Source organism: Agrobacterium sp. K11 (genome assembly GCF_059429395.1).
Map to the genome: position 1 here is coordinate 58,575 of NZ_JCAHRB010000015.1, position 14,695 is coordinate 73,269.

The window sequence follows — 14,695 nt, forward strand, 5'->3', positions numbered from 1 at the left end:
GGTTCAGGACCATGACTGCCGAAGCCACTGCAAAGACCCATGATGTGACCGAAGACGCTGCAAAGCCGTCTTCCATTGCGCCCGACGAGCTGGCGCGTCTTAGCGACGACGTGATCGCGGCGCTGAAAACCGTGTACGATCCGGAAATTCCGGCCGATATTTTCGAACTCGGTCTCGTTTACAAGATCGACATCGAGGACGACCGGATGGTCAAGATCGTCATGACGCTGACAGCGCCCGGCTGCCCGGTGGCCGGCGAAATGCCGGGCTGGGTGGAAAATGCCGTCGGCGCGGTCGAAGGTGTTTCCGGTGTCGAAGTGTCGATGACCTTCGATCCGCCGTGGACGCCGGACCGCATGTCGGAAGAGGCTCAGGTCGCCGTCGGCTGGTATTGAAACTGACGTGATTTTGACAGGCGTCATCCCTTGATGGCGCCTTCAAGCGCTATTAAATTGAAATCCATAAACATCGAGCCTTGAACTCGATTGTCGAAGGAGAATTAAGCCCATGGGCTTTGCGATCATGACCATGACCGGGGCTGCTGCCTCGCGCATTAAAGCAATCGTCGAGAATTCCGGCCCGGACGCCAAGGGTGTGCGCGTCGGCATCAAGAAGGGCGGCTGCGCGGGCATGGAATATACCATCGACCTCGTGACGGAGGCGGATGCGAAGGACGATCTGGTCGAATTCGATGGAGCCAAGGTGTGGGTTCAGCCCTCCGCCGTGCTCTATCTGCTCGGCACCCAGATGGATTTTGAAGTGACCAAGATGCGCTCCGGCTTCACCTTCAACAACCCGAACCAGACGTCCGCTTGCGGCTGCGGTGAGTCGGTGGAACTGAAGCCTGCCGATCTGGCGGCGCTGGCGAAGCAGCGCGAGGCTGAAGCCAGCGTTTGATTGGCTGCGCCATTTTTCCGATCAGCGGGATGATTGCTGTTTCAGCGTATCGATAAAATCTGCCAGCGGATGAATCGATGGCGTCGTTGTCAAAAGCGGCTCGAGAGCTGCTGCAATCTTCCCGCAATCCTCCTCGGCAAGTGGTCGAAGGCTGGAACTGACTTTGTTGTAGTCGGGCGTTCCGCGTGACGCGAGGGAGCGATTGATCACAAACAGTTCCGTTTGCCCGTCAATTCGTTCCACGAAGAGCGCAAGCGAACCGCCGTCTGCAGCAGCGGCGCTATCCGATACCGATTTGAACATCGAAACTCTCCGTAAATCATGAACCCATTCGGTCGAGGCCGTTGCAGCCTCGACGGCTCGTTTCACTCGTGTCGCAGCGCCTCGATCGGGCTCAAACTCGCTGCCCGCCGCGCCGGGAAATAGCCGAAAATCACGCCGATGGCAGCCGAGAAGGCGAAGGCGAGGAAGATGATCGACGGGCTGGTGACGAAGGGCACGTTGAGGAAGCTGACGACGCCATAGGCAAGGCCAAGGCCCGTCAAGATGCCGACCGTGCCGCCCAGGGCAGAGAGCATGACGGCTTCCACCAGAAACTGCGTCAGTACCTGTTTTTCCAGTGCGCCGATGGCGAGGCGAATGCCGATCTCGCGGGTGCGCTCGGTTACCGAAACCAGCATGATGTTCATGATGCCGATGCCGCCGACCAGCAGGCTGACGGCTGCAACCGCACCCAGAAGCCCGGTGAGCAGCGTTGTCGTGCCGGTCATGGCCGAGGCGATCTGCGTCATGTCGTTGACGGTGAAATCATCCTCGCGGCCAATGTTGATGCGCCGCCGCTCGCGCAGCAGGTTCTGCAGGTCGCTTTGCACCTTGGCGGTGGAAACGCCGTCCTGCGCGGAGACCATGATCGAGGAAATGGTGGTGGTGCCGCCAATGCGCCGCTGATGGATTTTGAGCGGCATGATGATCGTGTCATCCTGATCGTCGCCAAGGCCGGATTGGCCTTTTCGGGCGAGAACACCGATGACGGGGCAGGAGATGTTGCTGACGCGGATTGTCTGTCCGACCGGGTTTTCAGCGCCAAATAGTTCCTGCCGCACCGTTTCGCCGATGATGCAGCCTATCTGCCCTCCGCGATCTTCGGCCGGCTGGAAGTCACGGCCCAGCGCAAGCGTCCAGTCCTGTGCCACAAGATAATCATTGGTGGTGCCGATGACGCTTGTCTGGTGGTTCTTGCCGCCGAAAATGACCGTTGCGGCGGAGCTGCGGTTTTGCGGAGCAACGGCGCGCAGGCCGCTGATCTGGTTGCGGATCGCCTCGACATCGCGATCATCGAAACGTTTGGCTTCCGTGCTGGCGCGGCCGGGCCCGAACTGGCCGGGGCGCACGAACAGCATGTTGGTGCCGAGCCGCGACAATTCCGATTTCACCTGTTCGGTCGTGCCGTTGCCGATGGTTACCATGGCGATGACGGCGGCAACACCGATGACGACGCCGAGCACGGTGAGGAAGGAGCGGAGCAGGTTGCGGCTGATGGCGCGCAGCGCAAGACGCGACGTTTCAAAGAACATCGGAAGTCTCCTTGTTTTCCGCTGCGCTGTCGGAGGCGAGATGGCCGTCCACGAAACGCAGGAGGCGTCCCGCATGGGCAGCGATATCCTCTTCATGCGTGACCATGACGACGGTAATGCCCTTGTCGCGGTTGAGCGTGGTGATCAGCTCCATGATCTCGGCGCTGGTTTTGGTGTCGAGGTTGCCTGTGGGTTCGTCGGCCAGAAGCAGCGCGGGGCGGGTGACAATCGCCCGTGCAATGGCCACACGCTGCTGCTGACCGCCGGAAAGCTCCTGCGTCGTGTGGTGCTCGCGGCCCTTCAGACCCACCTGTGCCAGCGCCTCCATGGCGCGCGCGCGCCGTTCCGAGGCTTTCATGCCCCGGTACACGAGCGGCAGCTCGACATTTTCCACCGCCGAGGTGCGCGACAGAAGGTTGAAGCCCTGAAACACGAAACCCAGCATGTGGCGGCGCAGCAGCGTCAGATGTTCATTGTCGAAACCGCTGGTCGGCACGCCCTGAAACAGATATTCGCCCGATGTCGGCACATCCAGGCAGCCGATGATGTTCATCGAGGTGGATTTGCCGGAGCCGGATGGCCCCATGATAGCGACGAATTCCTTCTCGTGGATCGACAGGCTGACGCCGTCAAGCGCACGGATCGTCGCTTCGCCCCGGCCATATTGCTTGACGACATCGCGGAATTCTATGAGCGGCGGCTGTTGCATGTGGTTTTCCTCCGTCAGCCGGCGTTGCGGGCTGAGGCGTCGGTAATCACCAGATCGTCGGCCTTCAACTCGCCCGATTTTACCACGGTATGCTGGCCATCGGTGGAGCCGGTTTCGATCGAAACCGAGACGGGCGTGTTGTTACGCAGCACCCACACCGTTCTTTTGCCTGTCGCGGCCGGACCGGCATCGCGGTTCTGCGACCGGCCCATGCGGGGAGGGCGGAACAGGCTCATCAAGCCACCGCCACGGGAGGCGGATTCGCGCGGCGGTGTATATCGGAGCGCGGAATTCGGCACCAGCAGCGTATTCTTGATCTCCTCAACGACGATATTGGCGGTTGCCGTCATGCCGGGGCGCAGCAGCAATTCCTCATTGTCCACCGTCAATATGCCCTTGTAGGTCACTACGTTAGACACGGTCTCGGAGGCGAAACGCACGGTCTCTATTTCAGCCGGGAAGCTACGGTCGGGATAGGCATCGACGTTGAAGGTGGCCTTCTGCCCGGTTTCAACCTTGCCGACATCCGCCTCATCCACCGACACCTGCAATTCCATATGGCGCAGATCGCCAGCAATGGTGAACAGCACGGGAGCGTTGAGCGAGGAGGCGACGGTGGCGCCGGGATCGACACTGCGGGTGAGGATGACACCATCGATGGGCGAGACGATCTTTGCCTTGCCGAGATTGACCTCGGCCAGCCGCAAATCCGCTTCCGCCGAAAGCACGGTCGCCTCGTTGACCTGTAGCGTGGCGCCGGCGGCATCGTGGTTGAACTGCGCGGCATCCAGATCCTGCTGGCTGGAGACCCGGCTCTGGACGAGGGACCGCAGACGCTCCATCGATGTTTTTGCCGAGCCGAGGTCGGCGCGCGCCTTCAGCACATTGGCCTTGGCGGAGGCAAGCTTGGCGCGGGCGCTCTGCACGTCGGCCTCCAGCTTGTTGGTGTCCAGTTCCGCCAGAATATCGCCTGATTTGACCGGACTGTTATAGGTAACGTTGACCTTGCGAATGGTGCCGGACAATTCGCTCGATATGTCGACCTGATCGGTCGGCTGGACTGAGCCGGTGGAGGTTACGATGACGGAAAGGTCGCCCTGTCTCGCCGCTTCCGTGGTGTAGGTATAGGCGACGCCTGCGGCACGCGACTGGTAATAATAACCAAGGCCCCCGCCGATCAGCGCCACGGCTGCTGCGGCATAGAGATAGCGGCGCGACTTCTTCTTTCTACCTGACCTGCTGGTACCCAGAATGTCCCGCAGATCGGGCTGGCTGTTTTCCGTGTCGCGGCCATTGGTGTTGGCGTCATTCATTTTCGTCACCCGCAAAATTCAAAATACCACAGAGGATTGTTTCCAACCCCTGTTTCCGGTCCGTCTGTCGCTGTTTGTATTCCTCTGATTGTGGGAAGTGACATAGCTTGCCCAAAGGGGGAAGTGAAAACTTGGTAATATTTATGATAGCTCTGGTCTGCTAGAGATAAATCCGAAAAGGCCGATGTCATTGATGTGGCGCCGGTTTCAGCAGCGACATGCAGGACGATGATATAATGAACGACAATGTGGTGAAGTTCCGCAAACCGGCGCCCCCGAAAAAGCCGCGCCAGCCGCTTGGGCCAAAATCAAAAAAAGCCCTGACGATCGCCGCCATCATCGCTTTTTTCGCCGCCGCCTGGGGGTATTTTACGCTGTTCGGGCAGGGGTGACGCTCTGAAAGCCGTATTGGCTATAGACGCCGCATGGACTGTTACCCAGCCAAGCGGGGTCGCCTTGGTCATCAACGATGGAACAGGCTGGACGCTGCGTGCCGCCGCATCTTCCTACGTTGGCTTCCTTGCCTGTGGAACCGATATCCCGGTTCTCGCTGATCGCCCCAGGGGATCAGTTGCCGAAGCATCGGCGCTTCTGGCGGCCGCAGAAGCCCTTACGGGATGCAAGATCGATCTCGTTACGATTGATATGCCGCTCTCGCATCAACCGATTACTGCCCGCCGTGCTTCGGACAATCTGGTGTCTTCCGCCTATGGTTCCCGGCAATGCGGCACCCACACCCCAAATGCAATCAGGCCCGGCAAGGTCAGTGATGACCTCAAAATGGGGTTTGAACTTGCGGGATATCCGTTATTAACCAGGGAAATCAGCAGTCCCGGTCTGCTCGAAGTCTACCCGCACCCTGCGCTCGTTGAACTGACCAACGCCGCGAAACGGCTTCCGTATAAGCAGGGAAAAGTCGGCAGCTACTGGCGGTCGGATACGTCCGCAGACCGTCGCGCCAAACTCCTCGAGGTCTGGTCTTTCATCATCGCACATCTGGATCGACGGATAGGTGGGGTTGCCGATGCACTCATCATTCCCGCGACGAACGCAAAGGGATGGGAGATGAAGGCTTTTGAGGACAAGATGGATGCCGTCGTGTGCGCCTGGGTCGGGATTTGTGCTTTGGAGAGTGAAGCAGTGCCGTATGGCGACGACATTTCCGCGATCTGGATCCCGAAAGCGGCAGTTTAGATGGAGATGGCGACCCCTGCAGGATTCGAACCTGCGACATTCGACTTAGAAGGTCGACGCTCTATCCAGCTGAGCTAAGGGGCCGTCGTGCCGGACTATTATTGCTCCGGCTGAAAATCGTTCAGTGCGTCTTCTTCAATGCGTCCAGGGCTGGGTGCGGTTGAAGCGGAAATTATCCGTGTAGGATACAACCTTGCGGGTTGCTTCCTTTGGCTGGATGACGCGGTATTCGATGCCCTTGCGCTGCGCATAGGCTTCGGCCTGTTCCTGCGTCTCGAATGTCAGCTTGACCTGCTGCTTCATGTCGGATGTCGAGGTGTATCCCATGATCGGATCGATCTTGCGCGGGACCTCAGCGTCGAATTCCAGAACCCAGACATTGGTTTTCGCCTTGCCGGATTGCATGGCGGTCTTTGCAGGGCGGTAAATCTTCGCAGACATGTCGAAACTGCTCCGGTTGGGCGGTGGGGCATGCGCCCCGGATTACTATTCACGTACCTGAATAGAATAACCAAATCGTGTCAGGAACGCTGAATTTGAAATGGACCGACTCCATGTGAGAGTCAAGACGATTATCCCTTGCGGCCTCTTAACGGTCCCACCGCGTTGCATGAGTTTTCAACAATCGAGGCAATGGGCTCAACAAAGATGAATTTCCCTGTTGCGGACTGCGGGTGAACCGTGTATTCCCCAGCCATCGCCTCGGCGGAGTGTAGCGCAGTCTGGTAGCGCATCTGGTTTGGGACCAGAGGGTCGGGAGTTCGAATCTCTCCACTCCGACCATTTAAAGCGAAACATTCGCTTGTAGGTGTAACCCCTTTAAATAATAGCTTCCGTTCAGTCCGCTGAAGGTCCGGCCAATGTGCTTTCGGCCGTGCCGATCGTCATGACATTGCCGCGCCATGCAACCGCGCTGCCGATCCAGCTGCGTACCCAGACGAATGGCATGATGACATCCCGCGCGACCATTGCCGGAAGGGTATAGAGGGATACCGGCCACCGGTTGAGAGCTGCGAGCGCCAGTTCCGGGCCGTACATGATGGAGAGTACGGCAATCGCGGTGACGGCAAGGTTCGCATCCGCGGCAACGGCGGCGGCGAGCGCGAAGAGGAGCGGGGGAAGCGCGCCGGTGAGGATTTCCGGGGCGAAATATTGCGGGAAGGTGACGCGCCGCAGCCGCGCCCAGCGGGTCTGCCGCGACCAGATCTCACCGGCATGGCGCTGTCCGAGCGGCTGCTCGAACGGGGCCGACACCAGATGTACCTTGCGACCGGCGTTTCTGACCAGCTTCGTGGAAGCGGCATCTTCGGCGATTTCGGCGGCGAGCGCGCGGATGCCGCCGCGCTCTTCCAGGAACGGCTTGTTCCACAACATCGATTTGCCCTGCGCGAAGCCCATGCCGATGGCTTCCGCCGCATATTGCCAGCGGCCTTGCGAGCCGTTGAGGAAGGCGCATTCCACGTGCGCCCAGAAGCCATCCGGCCGGGAGCCGAGCGGTGGCGAGCAGACCAGTCCGCTATCCGGCCGCCAGGCCGACATCATGGTTTCGATATAGGATTGCGGCATCAAGACATTGGAATCGGCCAGAATGACCCATTCGTGTCGGGCAGCACGCCAGCCCTTGACGCAATTGTTCAGTTTGGGATTGGCGCTGATGCGATCATCGCCGATGAGCAATTGCGCTGAAACTGCGGGGAAGGCCGCGCTTGCCTTGCGCACTTCCTCGATCACAGGATCGAACTCGTCGGCGACACAGAACAGCAGCTCATAGTCCGGCCAGTTGAGCTGGAAGGCGCGCGACAGCGTCAGCGGCGTGAAAGTTTCGATGCCGCGCAGCGGTACCACCAGCGATACCGGCGGTTTCTGCCGGACAAGTGCGTTGTCCGTATCGCGTCTTTTCAGCCGCCAGCCTGCCAGAACGACGCCGAGAAGATTGAAGGCGAGGAGCAGAATTGCGCAAAGGGCAAAAACAGTTTCCATGTTGGCCAGTTCCACTCCCAAGCTTTCAGCGGTTTACCCGCCAACCGATTCCATGGAATTCGTCATTGCGGATTATAACGTTTGCATGACAGTTACATGTCATGTTCCGCAGGCAGGATCCGACTTCGGTCGTTCATGCGCCCCTGGCGCACGGGTCGATGCCGCGTTTGTTACCGAGAAAGCGTGAACGGTTTTTGCAGGCTACCTGTTCGCTAGGGGAGACGGTTGTTTGCCTGGTTGAATGCCATAACGACGAAGCGGGCGTGTCGCGCTATCAGGAATAGTCACGTCGAAACACCGATTGTAAGAACGAAATCTATCCGAGTATTCACTGCCGGTGCATGAGGAAAATTGAGACGGTGTATCTCACAGCAACCTCCCGATCCCTGTGCGCCCGGCCATTTGAATAGGACGAAGCTCAGGCTTCAATCAAACGAGCGATCCACGCAGGTGGATTGCCCGTTGTTTTGACCCCTGGAGCCATGTTGATGACGGCAGATCGACTTGCCGCTCATCCGGTTGTCATCACCTTAAGTGATTGATATTTAGTCGATAATATTCACAAAGCCTTCCGCGTGACGACTAGTGGATGTTCAGAATATGCGCGTGGCTGCTTGCGACCAGAAACGATTCCCGCGCTTTTTCGATGTCGCATTTTCCGGCGATAGCATCGAGACAGTTTCTGCGTGCGTCCTCATATTCCGGTCCGTGTTCATCCGGCCAGCGGTACATCAGCATGTCCAGCGCCACCAGAGGGCTGTAGATTTCCACCGCTGCGGATAGCGGCAGGTGGATAGCCACCGGCTTCATCCACGAGGCGTGGTGACACGGCTCCGTTTTGTTAATCAGCATGTCATTCTCCTCCCTGTTTCATGCGCCTTGACGGCAGATTTCACTCCCATGCGCGAAATGCTCACCTCACGAAATGGTTCCCGATCACCTAAAATGTGATCGGGCAGGGGGTTCCAATTTGCCAAGATGAATGGAAGATGAACGAATTGATGAACCGGAGATGAACAAAACCGTGATTCGGGCGTTGTAATAGCCAAGAAGGAGAACGCACATGTTCAATTTGTCAGGCATTCAGGAAAGCTTCTTTGGAGACCGCATGGCGGGTGTATGCGAGGCCATCACCTCTGCACTGGCTTTCGAAAACGGTCTCGAGAAGTCGCGGATTTCCGCAACCGTCGAAAATGACGTTATCTATCTTGAAGGGACGGCGGATTCGGTCGAGGCAATCGACATTGCCATCAATCTTGCCGCATCTATTTCCAATTGCCGGATTTTGAGCCATATCGAGCCGGTCTACTGAGATCTTGCCGGCCGGGCGAAACGTCGTCCGGCCTTTTCAGACGCAGTAACGCGGCAATGTCATTTCCGGTTGCCGATTTGTGCACTGCGAACCACATCGCCCGGTTTGATGCCGTAGCGTTTGGCAGTGCCGCCATTCAGTTCAAGCACGAATTTGACCGACCCACGGGAGCTGATGATCGCTTCCGAGTGTGGCACGGCGTTCTCGTGGATATGGGTTATGCGCCCGTCCCGGGCGATGAACAGCATGTCGAGCGGAATGAGAGTATTCCTCATCCACATGGCCACATCCCGCTCCTTGCCGAAATCGAACAGCATACCGCTTCCAAGCGGCATTGACTTGCGAAACATAAGGCCCTGTTCGCGCTGGGCGTTGTCCAGCGCCAGTTCCGCAACAAATTCGTGGGTTTCTCCGGAGGCGGTCTCTATCGTCAGCGGTTCGGATTGAAACGTCTGCTGCTGTTGAGCCTGTGCTGCGCTTGAGAGCGTGAAAAAAAGAAGCGCCAGAACGGCGCTCTTCATCAAGTTGCGAAACACAGCGGCCATCAGTGCGACATCCCGATCGGGGCCGGGTTGTCGGGGTGGATTTCCGCCGCCATCAAACCCTTGTCGCCATCGCCAAAGCGCACCAGCACCACCTGGCCCGGACGCAGTTCCGTGAGGCCGAAGCGGCGCAGCGTTTCCATATGCACGAAAATATCTTCCGTGCCTTCGCCGCGCGTCAAGAAGCCGAAACCCTTGGTGCGGTTGAACCACTTGACGATTGCACGCTCAAGCCCGCTTGACGGCGTGACCTGCACATGGGTGCGAACCGGCGGCAGCTGCGACGGGTGAACGGCGGTGGACTGATCCATCGACAGGATGCGGAAGGCCTGAAAGCCGCGGTCACGCCGCTGGATGAGGGCAACGATGCGCGTACCCTCGAGAATGGTCTGATACCCATCGCGGCGCAGGCAGGAGACATGCAGCAGCACGTCCTGCATGCCGTTGTCAGGCACGATAAAGCCGAAACCCTTGGCAACGTCGAACCATTTCACCGCGCCGGTGATTTCGGTCAGATCCACGGCGTCGGCCGAAAGGTCCTCGACATCGACTATCGTTTTCGATGACATCCTATCAGCCATATCCTGCCAACCCCTCGATTACGCGCCACACACCGGTCAACTGATTCCTGTGTACCAGATTAACATCTTGGTAACGGTTCCACGCAAGCCCTAGTTTTTGATTTGCGTAGCTGCTTTTATGTCGCCGTCCTTGTCCGGGGCTTGCGATCATGCGTTTATGGCCCGGAAAAGCGTATTGGAGAGGAAGAAAATGCGGTATCTGCACACGATGGTTCGCGTCAAAGACCTTGGCGAATCAATGAAATTCTATTGCGACCTGATGGGTCTCGAGGAAATACGCCGGATCGAAAACGAAAAAGGCCGTTTCACTCTGGTTTTTCTTGCAGCGCGCGACGATATCTCTGCGGCGCGGGAAAAAAAGGCGCCTTCCCTTGAACTCACCTACAATTGGGACACCGAAGATTACACCGGCGGCCGCAATTTCGGGCACCTGGCCTATGAGGTCGACAATATTTACGACTTCTGTGCCCACCTTCAGCAAAATGGCGTCGTGATCAACCGGCCGCCGCGTGACGGTCACATGGCCTTCGTTCGTTCGCCCGACGGTATTTCTTTCGAAATCTTGCAGAAGGGCGAAAGCCTCGCGCCAGCCGAACCGTGGATATCTATGCAGAATACGGGTTCCTGGTAGGGGTTTTCCCGACCAGAAGCGACGATTTCGGTCACTCTTGCCTTGTCCGGATGGGTTGAGGCATAGTCCGCGAATCGAAACGGCATGTCCTGTTTTGAAAAAGCAGACGATTCCGTTCCCGTGCTGCTGTTGTAAATGCAAGATACGGAGGCCACCCATGAAAGCTGTCGATAGCGCGAAAGGACGCGTTGCCTGTCAGCGTCTTGTTGTCGCGGTTTCGTTGCTCGGGCTTGCCGGATGCGTTTCAGCGGTGACGGATGACGACATGGCTGCCAACAGCAAAAAGCCGGCGATTTCCGCCGAGCAGAAGGTGCAGGCGGCATCGGCGGTTCATAATCCGGCCGCCAAACAGCAGCAGGGGCATTACGTGGATCCCGCCGTGGCCTCCGCAACCGGCGGGGCCGTTGCGGCCCAGCCGCAGGCGCCCGGTGGCCCAGCACAAGGCTACGGTGCCGCCGCCGATATTGGCGGCCTGACGACGCAGCCGACGGCGATTTCCGCGGGTACATCAAGCATATATTCAAGCAGACCTGCCGTTGCGGCGGGAGCTACAGCCGCCGCGGGTGCACCTTCCCAGGGGATCGCGCCCGCCGTCAGCAGCGTCTACTCGGCACCAGTGCAGGCGACACAGCCGCAACCGGTATCCGCAACGGGACAAGTGCCGACTGCCGTGCCGGTACCGGCAGAACAGCACAGCGAAAACCGTCAGGCGGTTCCCGTACCAGCGCCGCAAAATGCGTCGGAACAGCTCGCAGCTGCTTCAGCGCAGTCTTCTGGAGCCGGGAAACGGGCAGGCGAGGGGCAGGAAAGTGAGGGCACAGTCGTGCCGCTGGCAGCTTTCTTCGCCGGTGCGGCCAAGAAGCGCCTTCCGAAAATGATCGAAAACGGTACGGCGGAGAATACGCAGGTTGCCGCGCTTTCCGGCGGGTCGGACAGGACGATGGGTATATCGCTTTCTGGCCGTTCGATGATGTCTGACGAATTCGACGATGCGCATCTCGAAGACGAGGATGACCAGCCGGCCGGCCTGATGAAGCTTGCCTCGCTCTCCGGCCTCACCCGAGTTTCTCCGAACGGGCTTTTCCTGCAGACCGATCATGTTGAAGTCGGTTGTTTCAAGCCGGAACTGGTGCGCATGATCAAGGATGTCGAGCGCCACTACAACAGCCCGGCCATCGTTACCTCGGGTTATCGCCCGCCAAAGGGCATAAGGCAGGGTTCCAAGCACTACACCTGCGATGCAGCCGACATTCAGATCAAGGGCGTTTCCAAATGGGAGCTTGCGTCCTATCTGCGCTCGATGCCGCAGCGTGGTGGTGTAGGCACCTATTGCCACACCGAATCGGTTCACATGGATACCGGCGAAGCCAGAGACTGGAACTGGCGCTGCCGTCGCACCGCCCCGCGTAAATAATCTCGCGCCGCATTCTCGAACCATCAAAGCTTGCGCGTTGCTCGCCCGAAATTCTGCCGGCGTGGAAATCACGGCATGCAGACAGGGTGCGCCACATGCTGTAGGAGACGGTTTCCCGACCCTATGCGCATGGTGCTTTCCGAATGCTGCCGATATCCGCTTTTCCCGTTTACATCATCTCCATCGCCAGAGCGCGCGCCCGTCTTGAAAAGATTCTGAACGGAGCATCAGGTCTTGGGCTGGATTTGCGCCCGGTGGAAGGTGTTGACGGTAAGACCATTCCCGCTGCCGAATGGACGGATTTTAACAGGCGCGGCTTTGAGCTTCGCAACGGCCGTCATGCCTTGCCTGGGGAGTATGGCTGTTATGCCAGCCATATCAAGGCACTGGAGATTTTCCTCGCCACGGATGCGCCGGTTGCCGTGATCGTTGAGGATGATGTTGCCTTCACGCCTGACTTCTCCGATCGGGTCAAGGCAATGGTCGCGATCATGCCTGAGAATTCCATCGTAAAGCTGACCAATCACCGCCACAGAGGTTTCAGAGCCAGGAAGACCAGCGCTCTCGGAGACAAGCTGGGGCGCTGCATATACGGGCCACAGGGATCGTCGGCCTGCTATATCATCTCACGCGGTGGAGCGGAGAAGTTTCTGAAAGCGGCAAGGGTGATGACGCTGCCTTTCGACCGGGCGCTGGAATGCGGCTGGGGTTACGGCACGCATGTCTACGTCACCGAAAAGGATTTTCTGCCTTTCGGCGATCCGGACACGCTGGTCGGCACGCGCGCGGAATATCGCGGCAGCAAATTTGCCCGGTTGAACCGGGTGCCAGCCTATCTCTCCAGTTTTTATGACAATATCGCGCGGTATGTGTACGCCTATCTGTAGAGGTAGGCCGCTTAACGCACGAAATCTTCCCTCTGGACCGCTTTGCGGCCCGTGAGGCTTTCTTTTTGGATGCTGAAGAAAATCGGCTTGGTGGAGTCCGTTCCATTTTCGTGCGGATGGATCGTTGAGCCTCCCGGCTCCCACCAGTTCGGGTGTTTCTGGATCAGAGACCAGGCGTAGATCCGCTCGCTTTGCCATTGCTCGTTATCTTCAAGCTCCTGATAGAGGCCATGGAGAATTACGCTTGTCCATGTGCTGGTGTTTTTGACCTCATCGACCTGAAGGCAAACATGAGGGTTCAGGCGCATATTCTCTATCTTGGCTCCCATCATCGAGAAGCTGTAGACTCCACCCTCGTGAAACACGAAATGGATCGGCACCACATAGGGCCTGTCATGATCGATACAGGCAAGATGCCCGAAGCTCATCCGGGAAAGGAATGCGATGCATTCCGCCGATGTCATTTCTTCCAGATGGACACTTGACGCCATGATGATCACTCCGTTCTGGGCAGGCGACAACGATCATCTGATCGCGCCGCCTTCATTTTCCCATGTCTCGACAGCCGGGCTTCCGGATTTTTGGGTAGACTGAAATATTTCCCGGTTCTTATGGTGAGGAGCCGACGCAGCCGGGATTGGTTTACGCCTGCCGGAACCACCTCGAATGGCGGCGATCAGAACTGGCCTGCACGCGTCGAATTTCGACGAACCGCATAACGTTGCAGCACCCTTTTCAAGCCTGTCGATCGCCTTGACGAGCAGTGGCGCACGATCTGGATCGACATTTCGTTTTCGATTGATGGAAGACATTTCGTCCTCCTTTGGTTGGGGCCAAGGCAGATGCACCTTTACACAACAGCGCCCGCTTCAAATGCTGCCATTGATTTATTCTGCGCTCTATATGAGGGATGCGCAAGCACATAGCTTGTCTGGAAACCATCCATGAAGTGCTGCAGCTGCTACTGTACGACCGGCACACAAAGCGCGTTCCGTTGCACATGGAATCGGCGCGCGGGCGCGATTTTCCGTATTCTGACGTAAATTTTCTAGCCTGTTTGTTTCAGCACGAGTTTTGTCAAAAGGTCGATCTGCTGCTGCTGTTTATCGACGAGAGCTTTCAGCTCGATAGAGCGCATCCGATCGAACTTATCGTGCAGCGCCATGATTTCGATCTCTGCCTTCAGATTGACCTCGTAGTCATGTGCGGCGTCGATCCGATCCTTGGCCGCATGGCGGTTCTGGCTCATCATGATCACCGGCGCCTGAACCGCTGCGAGCATGGATAAGATGAGATTGAGGAAAATGAACGGGTAGGGATCGAAGGCGTTCGAAGTCGCGATAATGTTTGCGCTCAGCCATATCGCAAGCAAAGCCGCAAATATAAGGATAAAGGTCCAGGAACCACCGAATTTGGCAACCGCATCCGCAAGCCGCTGGCCGGGCGTCAGTCTCTCGTCGAAAACCGCATTCGCGTCAGTCGAGATGGTGCGCCTTGCTGCAAGACGACGAAATATTGCTTTTTCCCTGTCTGGCAGCAGCTCAAGCGGTTTCCCCAGATAACGGCTCGCTCCCTGCGCCAGGTCCTGAGGTATGAGGATGTCACTGTCGTCTTCGATATGGGTTGCCATTGTTCTTTCTCCCTTGGCTCGCGCCAATCCG

Annotated in this window: 19 protein-coding genes and 2 tRNA genes; 9 read left to right on the forward strand and 12 right to left on the reverse strand. The window is 57.9% G+C overall.

Features of this window, described 5'->3' with window-relative positions; all coding sequences use genetic code 11:
- The first annotated feature begins 11 nt into the window (after positions 1 to 11).
- Positions 12 to 395 carry an SUF system Fe-S cluster assembly protein gene (locus tag AC5SEO_RS24595; protein WP_003515972.1) on the forward strand — a complete coding sequence of 128 codons (384 nt, stop codon included), beginning with the start codon at positions 12 to 14 and terminating at the stop codon, positions 393 to 395.
- 112 nt (positions 396 to 507) lie between these two features.
- Complete coding sequence (gene sufA / locus AC5SEO_RS24600) at positions 508 to 897, forward strand: Fe-S cluster assembly scaffold SufA (protein ID WP_174068480.1); 390 nt, start codon at positions 508 to 510, stop codon at positions 895 to 897.
- Between the two features lie 21 nt (positions 898 to 918).
- Here sufA and AC5SEO_RS24605 read toward each other — a convergent pair whose 3' ends face one another.
- The 4 genes from AC5SEO_RS24605 to AC5SEO_RS24620 all read right to left on the reverse strand — a co-directional run bounded on the left by AC5SEO_RS24605 (position 919) and on the right by AC5SEO_RS24620 (position 4,493).
- Positions 919 to 1,200: a hypothetical protein gene (locus AC5SEO_RS24605; RefSeq protein ID WP_003515970.1), complete on the reverse strand. Its 282-nt coding sequence runs from the start codon at positions 1,198 to 1,200 to the stop codon at positions 919 to 921.
- 62 nt (positions 1,201 to 1,262) lie between these two features.
- The gene (locus tag AC5SEO_RS24610; RefSeq protein WP_003515968.1) at positions 1,263 to 2,471 is read right to left on the reverse strand and encodes an ABC transporter permease; all 1,209 of its coding nucleotides are present in this window, start codon (positions 2,469 to 2,471) and stop codon (positions 1,263 to 1,265) included.
- Positions 2,461 to 3,180 (reverse strand): ABC transporter ATP-binding protein, encoded by a 720-nt coding sequence (locus AC5SEO_RS24615; RefSeq protein ID WP_038491350.1) that lies wholly within the window; start codon positions 3,178 to 3,180, stop codon positions 2,461 to 2,463. Before AC5SEO_RS24615 ends, AC5SEO_RS24610 begins: the two co-directional genes overlap by 11 nt.
- Before the next feature lie 14 nt (positions 3,181 to 3,194).
- Entirely contained in the window at positions 3,195 to 4,493 is a 1,299-nt protein-coding gene (locus tag AC5SEO_RS24620; protein ID WP_174068479.1) for an efflux RND transporter periplasmic adaptor subunit, read from the reverse strand.
- Between the two features lie 236 nt (positions 4,494 to 4,729).
- On the opposite strand from AC5SEO_RS24620, the gene AC5SEO_RS24625 reads away from it, so the two are divergent.
- Together AC5SEO_RS24625 and AC5SEO_RS24630 are read left to right on the forward strand one after the other, a co-directional pair.
- Positions 4,730 to 4,885 (forward strand): hypothetical protein, encoded by a 156-nt coding sequence (locus AC5SEO_RS24625; protein ID WP_003515963.1) that lies wholly within the window; start codon positions 4,730 to 4,732, stop codon positions 4,883 to 4,885.
- 16 nt (positions 4,886 to 4,901) lie between these two features.
- Entirely contained in the window at positions 4,902 to 5,687 is a 786-nt protein-coding gene (locus AC5SEO_RS24630; protein WP_313594894.1) for a DUF429 domain-containing protein, read from the forward strand.
- Positions 5,688 to 5,694: 7 nt separating this feature from the next.
- On the opposite strand, the gene AC5SEO_RS24635 is transcribed toward AC5SEO_RS24630, so the two are convergent.
- Together AC5SEO_RS24635 and AC5SEO_RS24640 are read right to left on the reverse strand one after the other, a co-directional pair.
- Positions 5,695 to 5,771, reverse strand: a tRNA-Arg gene (locus AC5SEO_RS24635).
- Between the two features lie 51 nt (positions 5,772 to 5,822).
- Positions 5,823 to 6,128 carry an ETC complex I subunit gene (locus AC5SEO_RS24640; RefSeq protein WP_003495468.1) on the reverse strand — a complete coding sequence of 102 codons (306 nt, stop codon included), beginning with the start codon at positions 6,126 to 6,128 and terminating at the stop codon, positions 5,823 to 5,825.
- Between the two features lie 265 nt (positions 6,129 to 6,393).
- On the opposite strand from AC5SEO_RS24640, the gene AC5SEO_RS24645 reads away from it, so the two are divergent.
- A tRNA-Pro gene (locus tag AC5SEO_RS24645) sits at positions 6,394 to 6,470 on the forward strand.
- A gap of 54 nt (positions 6,471 to 6,524) precedes the next feature.
- On the opposite strand, the gene AC5SEO_RS24650 is transcribed toward AC5SEO_RS24645, so the two are convergent.
- Both AC5SEO_RS24650 and AC5SEO_RS24655 read right to left on the reverse strand, forming a co-directional pair.
- On the reverse strand, positions 6,525 to 7,667 hold the full coding sequence (locus AC5SEO_RS24650; protein WP_013636347.1) for a ceramide glucosyltransferase: 1,143 nt from the start codon (positions 7,665 to 7,667) through the stop codon (positions 6,525 to 6,527).
- Between the two features lie 582 nt (positions 7,668 to 8,249).
- Complete coding sequence (locus AC5SEO_RS24655) at positions 8,250 to 8,519, reverse strand: DUF982 domain-containing protein (protein ID WP_003515956.1); 270 nt, start codon at positions 8,517 to 8,519, stop codon at positions 8,250 to 8,252.
- Positions 8,520 to 8,730: 211 nt separating this feature from the next.
- On the opposite strand from AC5SEO_RS24655, the gene AC5SEO_RS24660 reads away from it, so the two are divergent.
- A complete protein-coding gene (locus tag AC5SEO_RS24660) occupies positions 8,731 to 8,979 on the forward strand; it encodes a BON domain-containing protein (protein WP_003515953.1) in 249 nt (82 codons plus the stop codon).
- A gap of 59 nt (positions 8,980 to 9,038) precedes the next feature.
- On the opposite strand, the gene AC5SEO_RS24665 is transcribed toward AC5SEO_RS24660, so the two are convergent.
- Positions 9,039 to 9,524 carry a DUF192 domain-containing protein gene (locus AC5SEO_RS24665; RefSeq protein ID WP_019567113.1) on the reverse strand — a complete coding sequence of 162 codons (486 nt, stop codon included), beginning with the start codon at positions 9,522 to 9,524 and terminating at the stop codon, positions 9,039 to 9,041.
- Complete coding sequence (locus tag AC5SEO_RS24670) at positions 9,524 to 10,102, reverse strand: cold-shock protein (RefSeq protein WP_013636345.1); 579 nt, start codon at positions 10,100 to 10,102, stop codon at positions 9,524 to 9,526. The genes AC5SEO_RS24665 and AC5SEO_RS24670 overlap by 1 nt, the downstream gene beginning before the upstream one ends.
- 190 nt (positions 10,103 to 10,292) lie before the next feature.
- Here AC5SEO_RS24670 and AC5SEO_RS24675 point away from each other — a divergent pair, with 190 nt between their 5' ends.
- The 3 genes from AC5SEO_RS24675 to AC5SEO_RS24685 all read left to right on the forward strand — a co-directional run bounded on the left by AC5SEO_RS24675 (position 10,293) and on the right by AC5SEO_RS24685 (position 13,034).
- Complete coding sequence (locus AC5SEO_RS24675; protein WP_003515949.1) at positions 10,293 to 10,733, forward strand: VOC family protein; 441 nt, start codon at positions 10,293 to 10,295, stop codon at positions 10,731 to 10,733.
- A 157-nt stretch (positions 10,734 to 10,890) separates the two neighbouring features.
- Positions 10,891 to 12,147, forward strand: coding sequence for a YcbK family protein (locus AC5SEO_RS24680; protein ID WP_495364099.1), 1,257 nt, complete (start codon positions 10,891 to 10,893; stop codon positions 12,145 to 12,147).
- Between the two features lie 143 nt (positions 12,148 to 12,290).
- Positions 12,291 to 13,034, forward strand: a complete 744-nt coding sequence (locus tag AC5SEO_RS24685; RefSeq protein ID WP_174068408.1) for a glycosyltransferase family 25 protein — start codon at positions 12,291 to 12,293, stop codon at positions 13,032 to 13,034.
- An 11-nt stretch (positions 13,035 to 13,045) separates the two neighbouring features.
- Here the strand turns inward: AC5SEO_RS24685 and AC5SEO_RS24690 are convergent, their stop codons facing one another.
- Positions 13,046 to 13,555: a pyridoxamine 5'-phosphate oxidase family protein gene (locus AC5SEO_RS24690; protein WP_236735813.1), complete on the reverse strand. Its 510-nt coding sequence runs from the start codon at positions 13,553 to 13,555 to the stop codon at positions 13,046 to 13,048.
- Between the two features lie 527 nt (positions 13,556 to 14,082).
- Complete coding sequence (locus AC5SEO_RS24695; protein WP_019567118.1) at positions 14,083 to 14,664, reverse strand: DUF1003 domain-containing protein; 582 nt, start codon at positions 14,662 to 14,664, stop codon at positions 14,083 to 14,085.
- Positions 14,665 to 14,695: the final 31 nt, after the last annotated feature.

Coding starts and splice junctions, on each gene's coding strand:
- AC5SEO_RS24595 (WP_003515972.1), top strand. CDS start 12: ATGACTGCCGAAGCCACTGCAAAGACCCATGATGTGACCGAAGACGCT.
- AC5SEO_RS24640 (WP_003495468.1), bottom strand. CDS start 6,128: ATGTCTGCGAAGATTTACCGCCCTGCAAAGACCGCCATGCAATCCGGC.
- sufA (WP_174068480.1), top strand. CDS start 508: ATGGGCTTTGCGATCATGACCATGACCGGGGCTGCTGCCTCGCGCATT.
- AC5SEO_RS24605 (WP_003515970.1), bottom strand. CDS start 1,200: ATGTTCAAATCGGTATCGGATAGCGCCGCTGCTGCAGACGGCGGTTCG.
- AC5SEO_RS24615 (WP_038491350.1), bottom strand. CDS start 3,180: ATGCAACAGCCGCCGCTCATAGAATTCCGCGATGTCGTCAAGCAATAT.
- AC5SEO_RS24670 (WP_013636345.1), bottom strand. CDS start 10,102: ATGGCTGATAGGATGTCATCGAAAACGATAGTCGATGTCGAGGACCTT.
- AC5SEO_RS24680 (WP_495364099.1), top strand. CDS start 10,891: ATGAAAGCTGTCGATAGCGCGAAAGGACGCGTTGCCTGTCAGCGTCTT.
- AC5SEO_RS24665 (WP_019567113.1), bottom strand. CDS start 9,524: ATGGCCGCTGTGTTTCGCAACTTGATGAAGAGCGCCGTTCTGGCGCTT.
- AC5SEO_RS24650 (WP_013636347.1), bottom strand. CDS start 7,667: ATGGAAACTGTTTTTGCCCTTTGCGCAATTCTGCTCCTCGCCTTCAAT.
- AC5SEO_RS24620 (WP_174068479.1), bottom strand. CDS start 4,493: ATGAATGACGCCAACACCAATGGCCGCGACACGGAAAACAGCCAGCCC.
- AC5SEO_RS24610 (WP_003515968.1), bottom strand. CDS start 2,471: ATGTTCTTTGAAACGTCGCGTCTTGCGCTGCGCGCCATCAGCCGCAAC.
- AC5SEO_RS24625 (WP_003515963.1), top strand. CDS start 4,730: ATGAACGACAATGTGGTGAAGTTCCGCAAACCGGCGCCCCCGAAAAAG.
- AC5SEO_RS24695 (WP_019567118.1), bottom strand. CDS start 14,664: ATGGCAACCCATATCGAAGACGACAGTGACATCCTCATACCTCAGGAC.
- AC5SEO_RS24685 (WP_174068408.1), top strand. CDS start 12,291: ATGCTGCCGATATCCGCTTTTCCCGTTTACATCATCTCCATCGCCAGA.
- AC5SEO_RS24675 (WP_003515949.1), top strand. CDS start 10,293: ATGCGGTATCTGCACACGATGGTTCGCGTCAAAGACCTTGGCGAATCA.
- AC5SEO_RS24655 (WP_003515956.1), bottom strand. CDS start 8,519: ATGCTGATTAACAAAACGGAGCCGTGTCACCACGCCTCGTGGATGAAG.
- AC5SEO_RS24660 (WP_003515953.1), top strand. CDS start 8,731: ATGTTCAATTTGTCAGGCATTCAGGAAAGCTTCTTTGGAGACCGCATG.